Below are 16784 nucleotides of genomic sequence, written 5' to 3'. Positions count from 1 at the left end.
TCATCAGTTGCTCCTCAAGGCGCGCTCATCACGCGCGAATGGTCCCAGCAGCGCGCCGACAAAGCCGCCCGCGCGATCCGTACTCAATACCGTTCCATCCACGTCGCCCGCGAGGGTCTGCCAGCCACGCCCGTCGGCCGCATCGAACGCGAACGCGTAGCGGCCCTCGTCACCGGTGATCTTCAAGCGCACTGACGAGGATGCGGTCACGTCGCGCGTGGCCAACGTGCGGGTCATCCCACTCCCGTCGCGCCCTTCCAGGAAGATCGCCACGCGATCGCCTTCGAGGCTGCGCACGCCCAGGAAGTACCAGTACTCCTCGCTCTGGAACGCTGCCACGCCTGCCGCCACACCCGCCGACGGTCGCGTCAGCTCCGTGCTGGCTTCAAAGCGCAGGTGCTGCTGGCGACGCCCGAGGAAGGCGGGATTGCGCAGCGTGTCCAGGTTCTCCGGCAGCGGATGCACGGCCAGGGCGCCTGGACGCAGGCGCAGGTCAGCCCAGGCTTGCTTGGGGACGCGCACCTGCAACCATCCGCTGCCGAGCGTCGGCGCATCGAAGTCATCGCGATCGACGAAGTTGCCGGTCGAGGGTGCCTGTGAGGCATCGCCCTGCATCCAGGAGGGCGCCTTGACCACGTACGGTATGGTCTGCTCGGCCGGCAGGATCACCGGCCAGCCGTCTCGCCATTGCACGGGCAGCAGGTATGTCTCACGCCCTGTGTTGTAGTGCCGCGTCTGATAGTTGCGGCTGGCCAGGAACACCGCCCACCAGGTGCCGTCCTGACCTTCCACCAGATCCGCATGGCCGGCATTGGTGATCGGCAGTGGCCGGTCATCGGGCAGGTCGCGCTGGGTGAGAATCGGGTTGCCCGCATACGGCAGGTAAGGCCCCCACACCTCGCGGCTGCGCAGGACCACCTGGGAGTGCTGCGGCCCGGTGCCACCCTCGGCATCGGACAGGTAGTACCAGCCGTCGCGCTTGTAGAGGTGCGGCCCCTCGATCCAGATCGGGTTCTTCGCCGGCTCCACCCCACCGTCGATCAGCACCTTGCGCGGCCCGACCGGTGTGAACGCGGCCAGATCGATCTGCTGCATCCAGATCGCGCGGTGACCCTCATAGCGTGGCGGACCGGGCGGAACATCATTGTTCACCAGGTACACGGCACCGTCGTCGTCGAAGAACAGCGACGGGTCGATGCCGTCGATGCTGAGCAGCCAGTGCGGATCCGACCAAGGGCCGGCCGGATTGCGCGCGGTGGCGATGAAGTTGCCGCCGCTGTCGACCGCGGTGGTGACCACATAGAACGTGCCGTCGTGGTACTCGATGGCCGGCGCGAAGATGCCGCGGGAGACGCTAAGGCCATCGAAGTCCAACTGCGTGGGACGGTCGATCACGTTGCCGATCTGCTTCCAGTGGACCAGATCGACGCTCTCGAACACCGGAATGCCCGGGAAGTAGGTGAAGCTGGAATTGACCAGGTAAAACCGGTCGTTCGCGCGCACGATGCTGGGATCGGCATGGAAACCGGCCAGGATCGGGTTGCGGTAGTGACCGGCTGGCAGCGGCGATTCGAAGGCTGCGTCGTGACCGGCGTAGTCGAACCAGTCGAAGTAGACCGGCGGCGCGGGCGTGGCGGCCAGCGACGGTGCTGCGGACAGCAGCAGAAGTGCCGCCGTGATCAGCAGTCGCAACGCGGATCCTCGTCGATGGCGGTCGTGAGCACGCCTGTCACTCCACGGTGTTCGGGTCATCGTCCATCTCCCGGTGCGGAAGGAAACGCCAGGGCCTGGTACCAGGCCAGCGGATGCGGCGGTGCGGTTTCCCCGGCAGGCAACGGCCTGCCACTCACCGACTGGAAGTACGCCACACTGGCATCGCGCCACCACTGCGCTTCGCGCCGCTGGATGCTGAGAAACGCAGCGACCTGCGCGTGCCGGTGCGCATCCACCCTGCCCTGCAGGCCTGCCCAGGTGGTCTGCATGCCCTGTACTTGGCGTACGCCCTGCGTGTAGTGCCCGACCAGTTCATCCCACAACGGCCGTCCGGAGGCCATGCGGTGATCCCACGGCACGTGGTGGAACCACAGCAGCAGCGGCTCCGGCACCTGTGTCACGTCGCCATACAAGGCAGCGACGTCGGGGGCGTACTGACCCACCGCATTGCTGCCACGCGCGGTGCGATCGAAGCCGATGCCATGGCGATCGGCGCGGTGGTAGTAGACGGAGGTCCAGTCCGCCCGTGGGCCGCCGTCCACCCACGGGCCCGGTCCGTAGTGGTGACCGCGCGCCATCAGGTGGTGCAGGCCCAGCGGGGTCATGTAGCTCACCGCGGCCTCGCGCGAGGCCATCATCATGCCGACGATCGGCTCGACGACCTCGGGATCCGGCGCGAAGGTCATGGCGGACCACTCCGCTGCGATGTCACGGCTGGGGTGCTGCGGATTCCACGCGAGCCGACCAAAGGCGTACCAGTTGGCCTGATCGAAGTGCGAGCCCGTCCAGGTCCGGTCATTGCCGATGTTGGCCACGCCGGCGATGCCGGTCAGGAACTGCGCCACGGTGGCCCGCTCACCGCGGGCGCGGGTGTCGGCTTGCAGCACTTCCTCGTACAACGGCCCCAGGTACACCAGATGCGTGGCGAAGCCGAGATACTCCTTGGTGATCTGCACCTCCATCATCAGCGGCGTATGCGGCATGGCGCCGAACAGCGGATGGAAGGGCTCCCGCGGCTGGAAATCGAGAGGGCCGTTCTTCACCTGCACGATCACATTCGGCAGAAACGCACCGTCCAGCCCGGCAAACTCGGTGTACGCCTGCGTGGCGCGGTCCGCCGGTACGTCGTGTGCGTAGACGAAGGCCCGCCACATCACCACGCCGCCGTGCGGTGCCAGCGCCTTGGCCAGCAGGTTGGCACCGTCCGCATGCGAACGACCATAGTCCTGCGGGCCGGGTTGCCCTTCCGAATTGGCCTTCACCAGAAAGCCGCCGAAATCCGGGATGTGCGCGTAGATCTCGTCGGCCTTGTCGCGCCACCAGCGCTGCACGTCCGGCTCGAGCGGATCGGCGGTGGCCAGCCCGCCCAGCTCGATGGGGGCGCTGAAACGCGCGCTCAGGTACACGCGGATGCCATAGGGCCGGAAGATATCCGCCAGCGCGGCCGCCTTGGCAAGATAGTCCGGCGCCAGGCTCTGCGCGCTGGCATTGACGTTGTTCAGTACGGTGCCATTGATGCCCAGCGAGGCGTTAGCGCGCGCGTAATCGGTGTAGCGAGGGTCGTGCCATTCCGGCAAGGTCTGCCAGTCCCATAGCGAGCGACCCGCGTAGCCGCGCTCGACATGGCCGTCCAGGTTGTCCCAGTGGTTGAGGACACGCAGTTGCAGCCGGGGGGATTCACGCACCTCAATGGTGTCCAATGACGTGCCCATCTGCAGCAGGCGCAGCAGATGGAACACGCCGTACAGCACGCCGATATCCCGGGGCGCGGCCACCAGCAGCACCTCGCGCCCGTCGATGTGGGCACGCCTGAGCAGGTAGCCCTCCTGGCCAAGCGATGCCATCTCGTCGCGCAGCGTCGCGATCAACGTCGACGACTGCGGCGTACCCAGCACCACGGCGTGGTCAGTGACGGCGGATGTGTTCAGCCGGGGCGCGCGATCCAGCAGACCGGTGAGGCCACGCATCAGCTCCTCGCGCGCGGCCCGCTGCGTCGGCGTCTGATCGGGGGCGACGACCTCGCCCAGAGATATCCGGTAATGGGCAGCGAGCGCAGGTTCCAGCGGTGCATAGCGCATCCACAGCGCGTAGCCGTCCTCCGCGCGAAGGCTGCCCGTGAACGCCATCAACGCCATGAAAGCAGCCAGCATCCAGTGACACCGCTCGACATTCCAGCGGCGCAGCCCTGTTGAGAGCAAACCTTGTAAGCTCCGGACGTACCCGCCTCGCGGCAGCGTCACGAAGAAGAAAGGCAACACGTATTGGACAAGCCGAAGAAATCGGTCCGCCGCAAAACCAGCGGCGTGACGATCGACGAGGTGGCGGCCCTGGCCGGGGTATCGCCGATGACCGTGTCGCGCGCGATCAATCACGGAAAAGTGCGGGATGTCACGCGTGAGCGCGTGATGCGGGCGGTGCGCGAACTGGGCTACACGCCCAACCTGGCCGCCAGTTCGCTGGCCGCCGCGCAGCACACCCGTATCGCGCTGATCTATACCAATCCCAGCGGTGCCTACCTGCGCGAACTGCTGGTCGGTCTGCTGCGGGTCGCGGCCAACGCGTCCATTCAACTGGTCATCCACTACTGGGACAATTTCAGTCCCGAAGCCGAGCGCAACGCTGCCCGTGCCTTGGCCGGCCGGGTGGACGGCGTCATTCTGCCGCCCCCGCTGTGCGAGTCGCAGGCGGCGGTGACCGAGCTGGTGACGGCCGGCATTCCGGTGGTCGCCATTGCGTCGGGGCATCTGAGGGACGGTATCTCCTGCGTCCGCATCGACGATTTCCATGCGGGCAAGGAGATGGCCGAACATCTGATCCAGCACGGTCACCGCCGGATCGGCTTCATCCGTGGCCGCACCGACCTCAGCGCGAGCGCGCTCCGTTACGAGGGCTTCGTCACCGCCCTGCAGGATGCCGGGCTGGACATCGAACCCGGCCTGGTCCAGCAGGGCGATTACACCTACCGCTCGGGGCTCGCCGCCGCCGAAACGCTGTTGTCCCAGCGCCGGCCACCGACCGCGATTTTCGCCAGCAACGACGACATGGGCGCCGCGGCGATCTCCGTCGCCCACCGGCGCGGCCTGGAGGTGCCCCGCGATCTGTCGGTGGTGGGCTTCGATGACACCTCGGCTGCCACGACGGTCTGGCCGGAGCTCACGACCCTTCATCAGCCGATTGCCTCGATGGCCGATGCCGCCATCGATATCCTGCTGCGCACCATCCGCCGCAGGTCCGACGACGCGCGCGTGCTGACGGACCATGTCGTGCCCCACCGGCTGGTGATGCGCGATTCGGTCGCGAGCCCCTCCAAGCGCTGAACGCGCGAGGCCCATGCTTGCCGCATCGGACGCCGCGCTCGGAACGTGACGGGGTGGTGGGTCATGGCGCTCCTCCTTGGCGCCGCGCTCAGCGCAGCAGGTACTGGTTGATCAGGTTCTCGTAGCGTTCCTGCCTGCCGCTGATCTGCCGGGGCTCGCCGCCCTTGGCACCCAGTGCGGCCAGATCGGCAAGGCTCAGCGCGCCGCGGGCAAACTCCTTGCCGGCACCGCTGTCGAAGCTGGCATAGCGCTCGGCGCGCCACTGCTCCCACGGGGAATCGTTGAGCAGTGCATGGGCCACCTCCAGCCCGCGGGCGAAGGCATCCATGCCACCGATATGGGCCATGAACAGATCCTCCAGATCGGTCGATTCACGGCGCACCTTGGCATCGAAGTTCAGGCCGCCTTCCAGCCCGCCCTGGCGCAGCACCACCAGCATCGCGCCCACGGCGTCGTAGAGATCGGTCGGGAACTGGTCGGTATCCCAGCCGTTCTGCGCATTGCCGCGGTTGGCGTCGATGCTGCCCAGCAGGCCGTGGTCCGAAGCGACCTGCAGGTCGTGTTCGAAGGTGTGGCCGGACAGGGTTGCGTGGTTCGCCTCGATGTTGAGCTTGAAGTCCTTGTCCAGGCCATGCTCCTTCAGGAAACCTGCCACCGTCGCGCTGTCGAAATCGTACTGGTGCTTCATCGGCTCCATCGGCTTGGGCTCGATCAGGAAGTTGCCCTTCAGGCCGATGCTGCGGCCGTAGTCGCGCGCCATCGTCAGGAACCGCGCGAAGTGGTCGACTTCGCGCTTCATCTGGGTGTTCACCAGCGAGGCATAGCCTTCGCGGCCACCCCAGAACACGTAATGCTCGCCGCCCAGTTCAACGGTCGCTTCCAGCGCCGCTTTCACCTGTACCGCCGCGCGCGCCACCACGGCGAAATCGGGATTGGTCGATGCGCCGTTCATGTAGCGCGGATGCGAGAACAGATTGGCCGTCCCCCACAGCAGCTTCATGCCGGTGGCGTCCTGGCGTGCCTTGGCCAGGCCCACCATGTGCTTGAGGTTCTTTTCGTACTGGCTGACATCCTCCGCGTCCGGCGCCAGGTCGATATCGTGGAAGCACCAGTACGGCACGCCGAGTTTGGTGAAGAACTCGAACGCCGCGTCCACCTTGGCTTCGGCGCTTGCCAGCGGCGAGCCGATCTCCCAAGGGAAGTGGCGCGTGCCCGGACCAAACGGATCATGCCCGGCGTTGCAGAAGGTGTGCCAGTAGCAGACCGCGAAGCGCAGATGCTCCTGCATGGTCTTGCCGCCGATGATCTTGCTCGCGTCATAGACTTTGAAGGCGAGCGGATTGTCCGAGCCCCGACCTTCGAAGGGGATGCGGCCGATGCCGGGGAAGTATTCCTTGGCGCCGATGAAGGGCTGCGTGCTCATGGTGCGTCGTCCTGTCGTTGTGCGAGGTGTCGCGAGAAGGGATCAGCCGCGATACAGCGGCGTGAGTGCGTCGAGATGGCGCATGAAACGTGCATAGGCCGTGGCGTAGGCCCGGGTGCGCGCGGGTTCCGGGCGCGTCGACCGCTCGGGCTCGAGCGCGACATGCCGGTCAGCGATCTCGGCGATCGAGGCGCTATCACCGTGTGCCTTGCCCAGCGCCCACAACGCCTGCAATGCGGCACCGAACGCCGCACCTTCCGATTGCGCGGGAACGTCCACCGGCAGGCCAAAGACATCGGCCACCAGTTGCCGCCACTCGGCACTGTTGCTGCCGCCGCCGGTCAGGACGATGCGCTCGAACGTCATGCCGGCGCGCACGAACGCGTCAAATCCGTATTTCAGGCTGTAGGTCGCGCCTTCCATGGCAGCGCGGTAGACGTGCGCCGGGGTCATGTTGGTGGTGTCCAGTCCCGCCAGCACGCCCTTGCCCAGCGGCAGATCCGGCGTGCGCTCGCCATTGAGGAACGGCAGCATCACCAGGCCGTCGGCGCCGGGCGAAGTCGCCCGCAGGTGGTCATCGCCTTCGCGGGTACTGAAGCCGAAGGCGGCGGCGACCTGTTCGGTCACCACGGTGCAGTTCATCGTGCAGATCAGCGGCAGCCAGCCGCCGGTGGAGGAGCAGAATGCGGCCCATGCGCCGTCCGGGTCCACCACCGGCGTATCGGCATACGCAAACAGCGTGCCCGAGGTGCCCAGGCTCATCGCCAGGCGACCGGGTACGACGCAGCCGGTGCCGATGGCCGCCATCATGTTGTCGCCACCCCCGACGGCGACCTTGGCGGTGGCGGGCAGCCCCAGCGTGGACGCGGCGGCAGGGTTGATGTCGAACAGCTCGTGGGGCGCGGCGATGCGTGGCAGGCAGGCGGTCAAGTCGCGTTCCGGATCGGTCGCGCGCAGCAGCTCGGTCGACCAGGTGCGGGTGCGTACATCCAGCCAGCCGGTGCCGGAGGCATCCCCGTATTCGCAGAAGCGCTGGCCGGTTAGGACGAAGTTGAGGTAATCGTGCGGCAGCAGGATCGTGGCCAGCCGTGCGTAGGTGTCGGGTCGGTGTGTCTTCGTCCATGGCAGCTTGGAGGCCGTGTAACCGGTCAGGACAGGATTGCCGGCCAGTGCGATGGTGCGCGCCGTCCCGCCAACGGCGTCCATGATCTGCGCGCACTCGGCCGAGGTGCTGGTATCGCACCACAGCTTGGCCGGTGCGAGTACCTCTCCGGCCGAATCAAGGGGCACGAAACCGTGCTGCTGGCCGGAGACGGCCAACGCGGCGATGCGCGATCGCAGCGAGGGATCAATGGCGTGGAAGCACGCCTGCAGTGCCGCGACCCAATCGGCCGGCTGCTGTTCGCGGCTGCCATCGGCGGCGGATGTCAGACTCAGGGGCGCGCTGGTGCTGGCCACCATAGATCGCCCGGCCGGGTCGTAAATCACGACCTTGAGGCTCTGCGTACCTGCATCGATTCCCGCCACCAGATCCATGCTCTGCACCCCGTTCGTCTCAAAAGGTAGCGCTACCATTTCCATGCGACAGCGTGTTGCGTTGTTACGCCACGACTGGAGCCCGTGGCCACACGTCCTGCGGCGCTTTGCAGTAGCGCTCAATGAACGCCGCCTGCGACGGCATGGTCGCAACCGCCTGCTCGATCGGCTGCCGTATCCGCGTCAACAGCGTGCGCAGGTCCGCATCACTGATGGCCGCTGCGAGCGGGTGCGGCGCACCCGGCGCGATCCCCTGCCCCATCAACACGCTGGTCCAGGAGTCCACGCGGAACAACTCACCGGGGTCCTGCCACGCATGTGCACGCTCGCGCCAGGCGCGCAGCCGGATCGCGAGCGACTCGGGCAGCGCCATCTCGCGACAGGCCTTCCACATCGGTTCGTCGCGCTGATTGGCGTGGTAGTGCAGGATGATGAAGTCACGCACGTGCTCCATTTCCTGACGGCTGACGTCGTTGTACAGGTCCACCAGCGTCGGGCTGATGCCGTCGGTCGGGAACAGCTGGATCAGGCGCACCACCGCGCTGATGGTCAGGTGGATGCTGGTCGATTCCAATGGCTCGATGAAGCCGCTGGCAAGCCCGAGCGCCACCACATTCCTGTTCCACGCCTTCAACCGGCGCCCGCTGCGGAACGGCACCAGCCAGGGGTCGCGTAGTGGCGGGCCGTCCACATCGCGCAGCAGTTTGGCGTGTGCCTCGTCATCGGACATGTGGCGGCTGGAGAACACCAGCCCGCAGCCGACCCGATGCTGGAGCGCAATATGCCAGCGCCAGCCCGCCTCGTGCGCGATCGCACGGGTATACGGAACCGGCGACGCGACCGCCTCGGTCTGCACCGCCACGGCGCGATCACTGGGCAGCCATTCGTTCCAGTCTTCGTAGCCGGTCTGCAGGGTCTGCTCGGTCAACAGGCCGCGGAACCCGGTGCAGTCGATGAACAGATCGCCCTCGATGACCTGGCCGTCTTCCAGCATCAGTGACGCAACCGAGCCGTCGTGCGCATGTTGCCGGACCTCGCGGATCTTGCCTTCCACCCTGCGCAGCCCGTGGGCTTCGGCCTTGTGCCGCAGGAATTTCGCATAGAGCCCGGCGTCGAAGTGATAGGCGTAATTGACCTGTGGCTGGGGCTGCAGCGAGAAGCGATCGCCACGCGAGGCCGCGCTTTCCAGGCAGAAGTCGCCCAGGTCCGAGGGCATGCCGCGGCGCAGGCTGTCCAGCCAGAAATGATGGAACGGCGTGGCCCAGGTGCCCTGCCCGATCGTGCCGAACGGATGGATGAAACGATCGCCGGGGCGGCGCCAGTTCTCGAAGGAGATCGAGAGCTTGAACGTGCCGGCGACGGCGCGCAGGAACTCCTGCTCGTCGATCTGCAGGAAGCGGTGGAATGCGCGGATGGGGGGCACGGTGGATTCGCCGACACCCACGGTGCCGATCTGCTCGGACTCCACCAGGGTGATGTCCAGTTGGTCGCGGAACTGATGGGACAGCGCACAGCCGGCCAGCCAGCCTGCGGTGCCGCCCCCGGCGATGACGACCTTGCGGATCCGTCCTTGTGTTGTATTCGCCACGTTCAATGCGATGCTCCCATCAGCGGTTGAGTCGAGCCAGCAGTTGGGCACGCGTACGCCGCGCCTGCGTCTCGTCGAACGGTGCCAGTTCACCCCGGGCAGCGTCGGGAAGGTGTTGCCCGGCGCGCTCGCCCGGACCGAACACGTAGTAATCGAAGATCGCTGCCCACGCCTGCTTCTCGCGAGCAGGCAGATCGCGCAGCGCCCACATCGCATGCTGGAGCGCCGGCAGCGGTGAGGGAAGGAAGTTCGGCGAACTGCGCCACCAGTAGTTCACCAGCACGTTGAACGGCTCAAGGCTGCGCACGTGGTGCCACCACATGCTGGGGATGAAGATGGCATCGCCGGGCTCAAGCACGGCGGTCCGGGCGCTGGCGAGCGCTTCACGGAACCGGGGGTGGCGGGCGAAATCGGGACGATCGATATCCACCACACTGACCACCTGTCCCCCCGGCGTGGGTTCCAGCGGCCCCGGATACAGATTGTCGATCTGCTCCGGCGGAAACAGAGTGAACCGGCGCCGGCCGACGGCGCAGCACGCCAGGTTGTCGGGCGTGTCGAAGTGGCAGGACGCGGTCACGCGGTTGCCGATCCAGATGCTCGCCGTGGCGTCGATCCCGTGCCCGGCCAAGCCGGCATCGTTGTGCTGCGCGAATCCGGGCAGTGCCCGATCGATCAGCAGCGAAGCGACATAGTAGGTGGGCGGTCGCGGCGCATCGAGGGTGTCGGCAATCTCGTCCAGCACCTGCGTCAGCAGGCCGCGCCGGACCTCGACATTCAATTGGGTGAACTCCGCGTTGTAGAACGGTCGCCCGTCGATTTCCGGCCCGCCGAAGGAATACGGAACCGGCACGCCGCCATCAAAGCTGCGCAGGTAGGCCATTGCCTCCTGCGTGGAGTGCAATCCGGCCTGTACCAGCGCCCAGTCGCGCACGATGCCGCGCAGCACCACCGGCTCACCAGCGGCCACCAGCGCATCCAGTGGCAGTGCCGTGGGCTGCAGGCCTTCCAGTGTCCGCATGGCGATGCCGTCGGGCACCGGTCAGTTCCTGCCAGCCGTAACGGCGCTGTCGGACATGCGCAGGCGGCGTTGTTTCTCGGCGATCAGGCGCCGCATGTTGTGCAGCGATGCGAGCATCAGGTAAGCCCCTTCCAGGAAGCCGGCGCGATTGAGTTCACCCAGCGCGGGACCGTCCAGCAAGGCCAGGCGGTCACGGTCGATCGCGTGCAGACCGTTGACCCCGACCCGATGCTCCGGATCGATCTGGACATCGAGCGTGACCGGTTGAATCAGATCATGTGCCTCAAGCGCGGCAAACATCTGCGCGCCAAACGCATGGCCATCGTGAATCCCGCGCAGCACGCCTGCGATGTGGTCCAGGTAGGGTGTGTTGCCGCCCTGCGGCAGGAACACCGGCTCACCCTGCATCGCGTTGACCCGCGGATGGTCCATGTCTACGTGCAGCACGGCTTCCTGGGTAAGCGCGCCGTCGATCCGGTGTTCCTGGAAACCGATGAGGAACGGTCCCTTCGCCGCCGCCCCGGGCAGGTAGGTCGCATTCCAGCGCCCGTCCTGCAGGAATAGATTCTCGTGCTGTTCGAACCCGAGCAGGACCACCGACTGCCACTGCCCTGTTGCCGGGTCCTTGCGAAGGAAAATGGGATATTCCCGCTGCAGTTCGGCGAACTCGCTCGGGTAGGCCGGCACCATGCCGACCGCGTCACCAAACTCGGGCCCGAAGTCGGTGACCACCCGCAGATCGCGGTGGGTGATGTTGTTGAGCATTTCGTAACGCGGCATGGTGTTCTTCCCACCCCATCAGGACCCTTGAACGGGTGCCGCTGCCAGGGCAACGGCACCCCCACACGTCAGAACCTGTAACGAACGCCGAGCATGTAGCGCGGGCTCTGGTCAGCCAGCTTCACGATCATCTGCGAGGTGCGCGAACGCCAACGGACGTCCTCGCCGGTCAGGTTGATCGCCTCAAGACCGAACGACCAGTGATCATCCAGCGTGTAGTTCACGCTCAGATCCCACTGCTCGTACGCCTCCACGTAGTACGGATTACGGCTGGCGCCCTGGTTGGCGAGGATCAGGTACTGGTCACGCCAGTTCCACGCCAAACGTACCGACCAACCGTATTTTTCGTACATTAGCACGGCGTTTGCGGTGTCACTGAGGCCGGTCAGCGAGAACTGGTCGATGCCCGGGTCGCCTCCGTTGTTGTAACCGACATCGCCATCCACGAGGGTGTAATTGGCGAGGACGCCAAAGCCGGTATCCCCGAAGAAGTACTGGCCACCGAGTTCCCAGCCATGCAGTTTGGCCTGGTTCTGGTTGATTGGACGGTTGACGTTGAACTGGTACAGCGGGTCATCGCCCTCCCCGTACAGATCGTAGGCCGCCTCGGTCGCCAGCACCTGCGCGTCGGTGCCGTTGTAGGCGCCCAGTCCGGCCGGATTGTTGCGCAGCAGCGCCAGCGCGGTGAACAGCGCCGTATCGTTGGCCGAGCAGGCCGCTGCATTGGCCGCACCGACCTGGGTGATGCAGGCGCCGCTGTTGAGGAAGGCCAGCGCGGCCTGAGCATCCGGCCCGGCGGTGGGATCCCTCAACCCATACAGATTCTCCTGCACGATGGTGTTGCCGATGAAGTTGTTGACGGACTTGTTCCAATACGTCAACGACACATAGCTCGCATCGGCGAAGTACCACTCCAGCGCCAGGTCGAGATTGTCCGACTCCAGCGGCTTCAGCTGCGGGTTCTGTGCGGTGCCGCTGGCCCGCGAAGACGGGTCGATCAGCACCGAGCCGAACGGTTGCTGCGCGGTCGGGCCTGCGTAGAGGTTGCCGATCGGCGCGCGCGCGATGCTCTTGCCGAACGAGACGCGCGCCTTCAGGTCGTCCATGAGGTCGATGCTGAAGTCGAGGTTGGGCAGGATGTAGCTGTAGCTGTTCTTTTCGGTGAACGGCTGCTGCTCGTCGGACAACACCACGCGGAAGTCGTTGTTGGACTGCCACTCGATGGCTTCCGGGATGGCGATGACGGACGTCGACACCACATCGGTGGTTTCATAGCGCACGCCCAGACGGGTATTGGTGCGCAGCCCGCCCAGCTCGCCGTCCAGCTCGACCTGGAAATAGGCCGACTTGGTCTTCTCCTCCACCAGGTTGTCGGCGGCGCGTTGCGGACTGACGCCGAGACTGGCGCCATAGTTGTCCGCTGCCCACTGAGCAAGGCGGCCCGCATCGCCGCGCCAGGCGGTGAAGCTGTTGGCATTGAAGTCGTTGAACAAGCCGACGATGTTGACCGGCTGCAGCAGGTCCATCAGCCCGTTGGCCACATCCCCGTCCACGTTGGCCACGCCCCAGTCGCCCAGGGTGTTGTAGTTCTCCGCTGCCTGGATGCGGTGGGTGGTCTGCTTGCTCGAGTCCACGCCGAACTGGAAGCGACCCTTGTCGAAGCTCCACTCACCGTCAACGCGACCCTGCTTGATCTCGCTGACTTGGGTCTGCGAGTTGATGCGCAGCACCTGCGAACCAATCTCACCCGGTACGAAGCCGGGGTTGACCACGCCGTTGGTCTTGGCGATGGCATCGGCCGTGCTCGGGTACCAGACCTGGGTGCCGACCGGCAAGCCGTTGTTGAAGTTCATTTCCTGCACCCACGACCCACCGCAATGCGGGCCAGTGGTGCAGTTGTTGGTGCCGGCGATGCTGCTGAAGATGGAGCCGCCGCCGGTGAGCGGATCATTCGGAAGACTTTCGTTCTTTGAATTGTGCGCGTCAAAGGTCAGCTTGAACCGGTCGGTGACGTTCCACAGCGCATTGAAGCCGAGCGATCCCAGCTTGTACTTCTGCATGCTGCGCTGCTGTTCAAGCCCGAAATCCTTGGTGCCCGCGATCTCGCGGATATAGACCGGCGTCGCGACCGCACCGCTGGTGTCGAACGTGACGTCGGTGTAGTTGCTGTTCTGCAGCCACATGCCCTGTTCGCCACGGTTCTCGGTGATCTCGTTCGTCGAATAGGTGTAGTCCAGAGTCAGCGTCACCGCGTCGGTGGGTGCGAACTGCAGCACCGCCTGACCATTGATGCGCTCACGCTCGAACTCGGAGAACGCATAGCGAAGGTCGTTCGGGCGACCGTACAGTTCACCCACCGCCGGTGCATTGACCACGGTCGGGTTGCCGGGCATCGTGCCGGTCCACGGCTGGATGTTCCAGTAGTTGTTGGTGGCCTGCACCGAGCCGCCCTTTCTCTTCTGGTAGCTCGCACTCACCCCGACACCGAAGGTCTTGTCCGGGTTGCTGTAGCTGAAGATGCCGGACAGTTCGGGCGTCAGGTCGTTGTCGAACGGCTGGCTCTGGTCGGAGACGACCTTGGCACCGGCACTGGCGACGGTCCCGTCATGATCGAACGGGCGTCCGGTCAGGATGTTGATCGTGGCGCCGATGCCGCCGCTGGGGACATTGGCCTGGCTGGTTTTGTAGACCTCGATGCCATTGATGGCTTCGGCGGCCAACTGGGCGAAGTTGAAGGCACGCGTACCGCCGTCCACACCACCGATGGCGACCTGCCCCGAGGCACCGAATGCATCGGCGCCCGGCATCTGGCGCCCGTTGAGGGTCACCATGTTGAACTGGGGGCCGAAGCCACGCGCGGTGACCTGTGCGCCTTCACCATCACGGCGCTCGATCGAGATGCCGGTGATGCGTTGCAGTGATTCGGCCAGGTTGGTGTCCGGGAACTTGCCGATGTCCTCGGCGCTGATGGCATCCACCACGCCAGGCGCGTCGCGCTTGATGTCCATGGCCTGGCTGAGGCTGTTGCGGATGCCGGTGACCTGGACGGTGTCCAGCTGTGTCGGGCTGGCCTGGGCCTGCGGCTGGGTGGCGGGGGCCGGCGTTGCCGGATCCTGTGCGAATGCGGGATTGATGACCAGAACGCCACCGACAAACGTAAACATGGCCCTGGAGGTGAACTTCGCCAACGTGCGGCTCATGAACGAGCCCTCCGGTCTGGCGTACGACGGATAGTAAACGCGCTCATGACTCTCCCCTCTGACATACGATCGAATGGATGTACCGCCCCTCCTGGGGGCACGTACGGGCGATGCCCGTCTTCCACACCGAACATCGCAGCGCGCTGTGCGCTCACTGCGACTCAAACTCGCTTTCAGGCTTGCCAGAACAGCCGCGTGGTATAGGGGGGGTACCCGCTGGCCTTACCCCGGCACAGTGGTAGCGCTACCATCACGTCACGGGCGCAGACTAATCACCCGTGGTCGCGCTTGTCATCATGCAGCGCAACAAAGGAGGCCAGGCCTTGAAGAACAGCCACAAAGTGGTCCGGCGAAAGGCGAGCGCCATCACCATCGATGACGTCGCAACGCATGCAGGCGTCTCCGCGATGACGGTGTCGCGCGTGATCAACGGCCATGCCGGCGTTCGCGATGGCAACCGTGAGCGTGTGATGCGCAGCGTGCGTGAACTGGATTACCGGCCCAACCTCGCCGCAAGCGCCCTGGCTGCGGCGCAACACACCTGCATCGCGTTGATCTACACCAACCCCAGCTCAAGCTACCTGCGCGAACTACTGGTCGGCGCGCTGCGGGGATCTACCCGGGCAGCGGCGCAGCTGGTGATTTCGACCTGGGATGAACTGGACGCCGAGGCACGTCGCGAGGCGGCGCGGCAACTCGCCACCCGTGTGGCGGGCGTCATTCTTCCACCGCCGCTGTGCGAGTCGGAGGACATCGTCGACGCGTTCGTGACCGCGGGCATTCCCGTGGTCGCCATCGCCTCCAGCCACTTCAGCGACAGGCTGTCCTGCGTTCGCATCGATGATCGTCGCGCGAGCCACGAGATGGTGTCGCATCTGATCTGCAATGGACATGCCCGCATCGGCTACATCACTGGCGATCCGAACCAGACCGCCAGTGCAGACCGCTGGCAGGGTTACCGGGATGCGCTGGCTGACGCCGGCATCGGCTACGACGATGCACTCGTCCAGCGCGGTTACTTCACGTACCGCTCGGGGTTGGAGGCGGCCGAACGGCTGTTGACCCTGCCCATGCCACCCAGTGCGATCTTCGCCAGCAACGATGACATGGCATCGGCCGTTGTCTCAGTGGCGCATCGTCGCGGCCTGGACGTGCCGGATGATCTGTCCGTGGTGGGCTTCGACGACACCTCCGCGTCGACGATGGTGTGGCCGGAACTGACCACGATCCATCAGCCGGTGGCGGACATGGCCGACACCGCCATCGACATCCTGCTGCGGGAGATTCGCCGCTCACCGTCCTCGCCGCGCACCACCGTCAACCATCTGCTTGCGCACGCGTTGATTCAGCGCGCTTCGGTAGCGGGACCTTCGCGCGTGTCACTTCCGCGCAGCGCGTGAGGCCTTTCCTTCGCCCTCTTGCGTCGCTGCACGGCTTTGCGCGAATTCCGGGAAGGTCTCCGCTATCGACGCGTTGTCGGGCAGGATGTAGAACACGCCGCCGCGCTCGAAGGTGGAGCGAACGACCTGCTCGTAGAATCCGTTGGAGACGTTGATGCAGCCGTGAGTGACCCGATTGTCATCCGGGGATGGCGATGCAAGGCGCTGTTCCCGCTTTTCGGCCGGAACGCCGGTAGCGGTCGGGTGCAGGGCGACCCCCGAATCGTAGTCCACCCACAGCACGCGTCCTGCGTCGATGGAGGGGCCATAGCCGCCAATGAAGCGGCCTGCGGGGGTCGTCCTGTCCCGCCCCGGGATCTCGCGAAGCGCCAGGCCCGCTACGCCGGGAGCGGTATGGTCGCCGGTCGCCGAGCCGAACAGACCCGGAGCCGCGCCCCGGAGACGGCCGTCGCCATCGAAGACCAGGACCTGTGCAGCGGCCTTGTCCATGATGGCGAACGGATACCCTTGGCTGTCTTTGCTTGCAACAACCCAGCCCGCCAGCTCAATGACGGTTTCTGAGACTTCCTGGCCCTGCGGAAGCTCATCTACGGCGGCGACCGGCTGCGCGGTGGCGTCTTTCGCGCTGGCCACGCCGACGCTGGTGAACGCCAGCGCCAGCGCAGCGCCCAAGGCGCGGACTACAACATAAGAGTGCGTACGGATGGGGAAATTCCTTGGAATGAAGATTGTGCGAGCGAAGGAAGCCAATGGCCCGCAAAGGCCACTGGTTCCTGATTCAGACGCTCCTCATCGAGTGTGCAGGT

11 protein-coding genes are annotated in these 16784 nt (G+C 65.6%); 2 read left to right on the top strand and 9 right to left on the bottom strand.

The genetic code is table 11. From position 1 onward, the window contains the following. Nucleotides 1-3: 3 nt before the first annotated feature. Nucleotides 4-1692, bottom strand: a complete 1689-nt coding sequence (locus tag ABE464_RS05380) for a glycoside hydrolase family 43 protein (RefSeq protein ID WP_346471078.1) — start codon at nt 1690-1692, stop codon at nt 4-6. Between the two features lie 56 nt (nt 1693-1748). After that, nucleotides 1749-3863, bottom strand: a complete 2115-nt coding sequence (locus ABE464_RS05375) for an alpha-glucuronidase family glycosyl hydrolase (protein WP_346471077.1) — start codon at nt 3861-3863, stop codon at nt 1749-1751. A 111-nt stretch (nt 3864-3974) separates the two neighbouring features. Between ABE464_RS05375 and ABE464_RS05370 the strand changes: the two genes are divergently transcribed. Continuing rightward, nucleotides 3975-5030, top strand: a complete 1056-nt coding sequence (locus ABE464_RS05370) for a LacI family DNA-binding transcriptional regulator (RefSeq protein ID WP_346471076.1) — start codon at nt 3975-3977, stop codon at nt 5028-5030. 88 nt (nt 5031-5118) lie between these two features. On the opposite strand, the gene xylA is transcribed toward ABE464_RS05370, so the two are convergent. The 6 genes from xylA to ABE464_RS05340 form a co-directional block, all read right to left on the bottom strand. Continuing rightward, nucleotides 5119-6453 carry a xylose isomerase gene (xylA, locus tag ABE464_RS05365; protein WP_346471075.1) on the bottom strand — a complete coding sequence of 445 codons (1335 nt, stop codon included), beginning with the start codon at nt 6451-6453 and terminating at the stop codon, nt 5119-5121. A 42-nt stretch (nt 6454-6495) separates the two neighbouring features. After that, nucleotides 6496-7989, bottom strand: a complete 1494-nt coding sequence (xylB, locus tag ABE464_RS05360; RefSeq protein ID WP_346471074.1) for a xylulokinase — start codon at nt 7987-7989, stop codon at nt 6496-6498. Nucleotides 7990-8053: 64 nt separating this feature from the next. Continuing rightward, on the bottom strand, nt 8054-9583 hold the full coding sequence (locus ABE464_RS05355) for a tryptophan halogenase family protein (RefSeq protein ID WP_346471073.1): 1530 nt from the start codon (nt 9581-9583) through the stop codon (nt 8054-8056). A 13-nt stretch (nt 9584-9596) separates the two neighbouring features. After that, a complete protein-coding gene (locus ABE464_RS05350; protein WP_346471072.1) occupies nt 9597-10616 on the bottom strand; it encodes a cupin-like domain-containing protein in 1020 nt (339 codons plus the stop codon). A 3-nt stretch (nt 10617-10619) separates the two neighbouring features. Next, nucleotides 10620-11378: a SapC family protein gene (locus tag ABE464_RS05345; protein WP_346471071.1), complete on the bottom strand. Its 759-nt coding sequence runs from the start codon at nt 11376-11378 to the stop codon at nt 10620-10622. Between the two features lie 68 nt (nt 11379-11446). After that, nucleotides 11447-14578 (bottom strand): TonB-dependent receptor, encoded by a 3132-nt coding sequence (locus ABE464_RS05340; protein WP_346471070.1) that lies wholly within the window; start codon nt 14576-14578, stop codon nt 11447-11449. Between the two features lie 296 nt (nt 14579-14874). Here ABE464_RS05340 and ABE464_RS05335 point away from each other — a divergent pair, with 296 nt between their 5' ends. Beyond that, nucleotides 14875-15978: a LacI family DNA-binding transcriptional regulator gene (locus tag ABE464_RS05335; protein ID WP_346471135.1), complete on the top strand. Its 1104-nt coding sequence runs from the start codon at nt 14875-14877 to the stop codon at nt 15976-15978. Here the strand turns inward: ABE464_RS05335 and ABE464_RS05330 are convergent. Next, on the bottom strand, nt 15958-16638 hold the full coding sequence (locus ABE464_RS05330; RefSeq protein ID WP_346471134.1) for a L,D-transpeptidase: 681 nt from the start codon (nt 16636-16638) through the stop codon (nt 15958-15960). The two genes, ABE464_RS05335 and ABE464_RS05330, sit on opposite strands and share 21 nt — an antisense overlap. Between the last annotated feature and the right edge of the window lie 146 nt (nt 16639-16784).

Origin of the sequence: Stenotrophomonas sp. TWI587, assembly GCF_039674145.1 — a bacterium.
Taxonomy (GTDB): Bacteria; Pseudomonadota; Gammaproteobacteria; order Xanthomonadales; family Xanthomonadaceae; genus Stenotrophomonas; species Stenotrophomonas maltophilia_AY.
The sequence above is the reverse complement of the archived record's forward strand: the minus strand, read 5'-3'. Positions and strand labels throughout refer to the sequence as shown.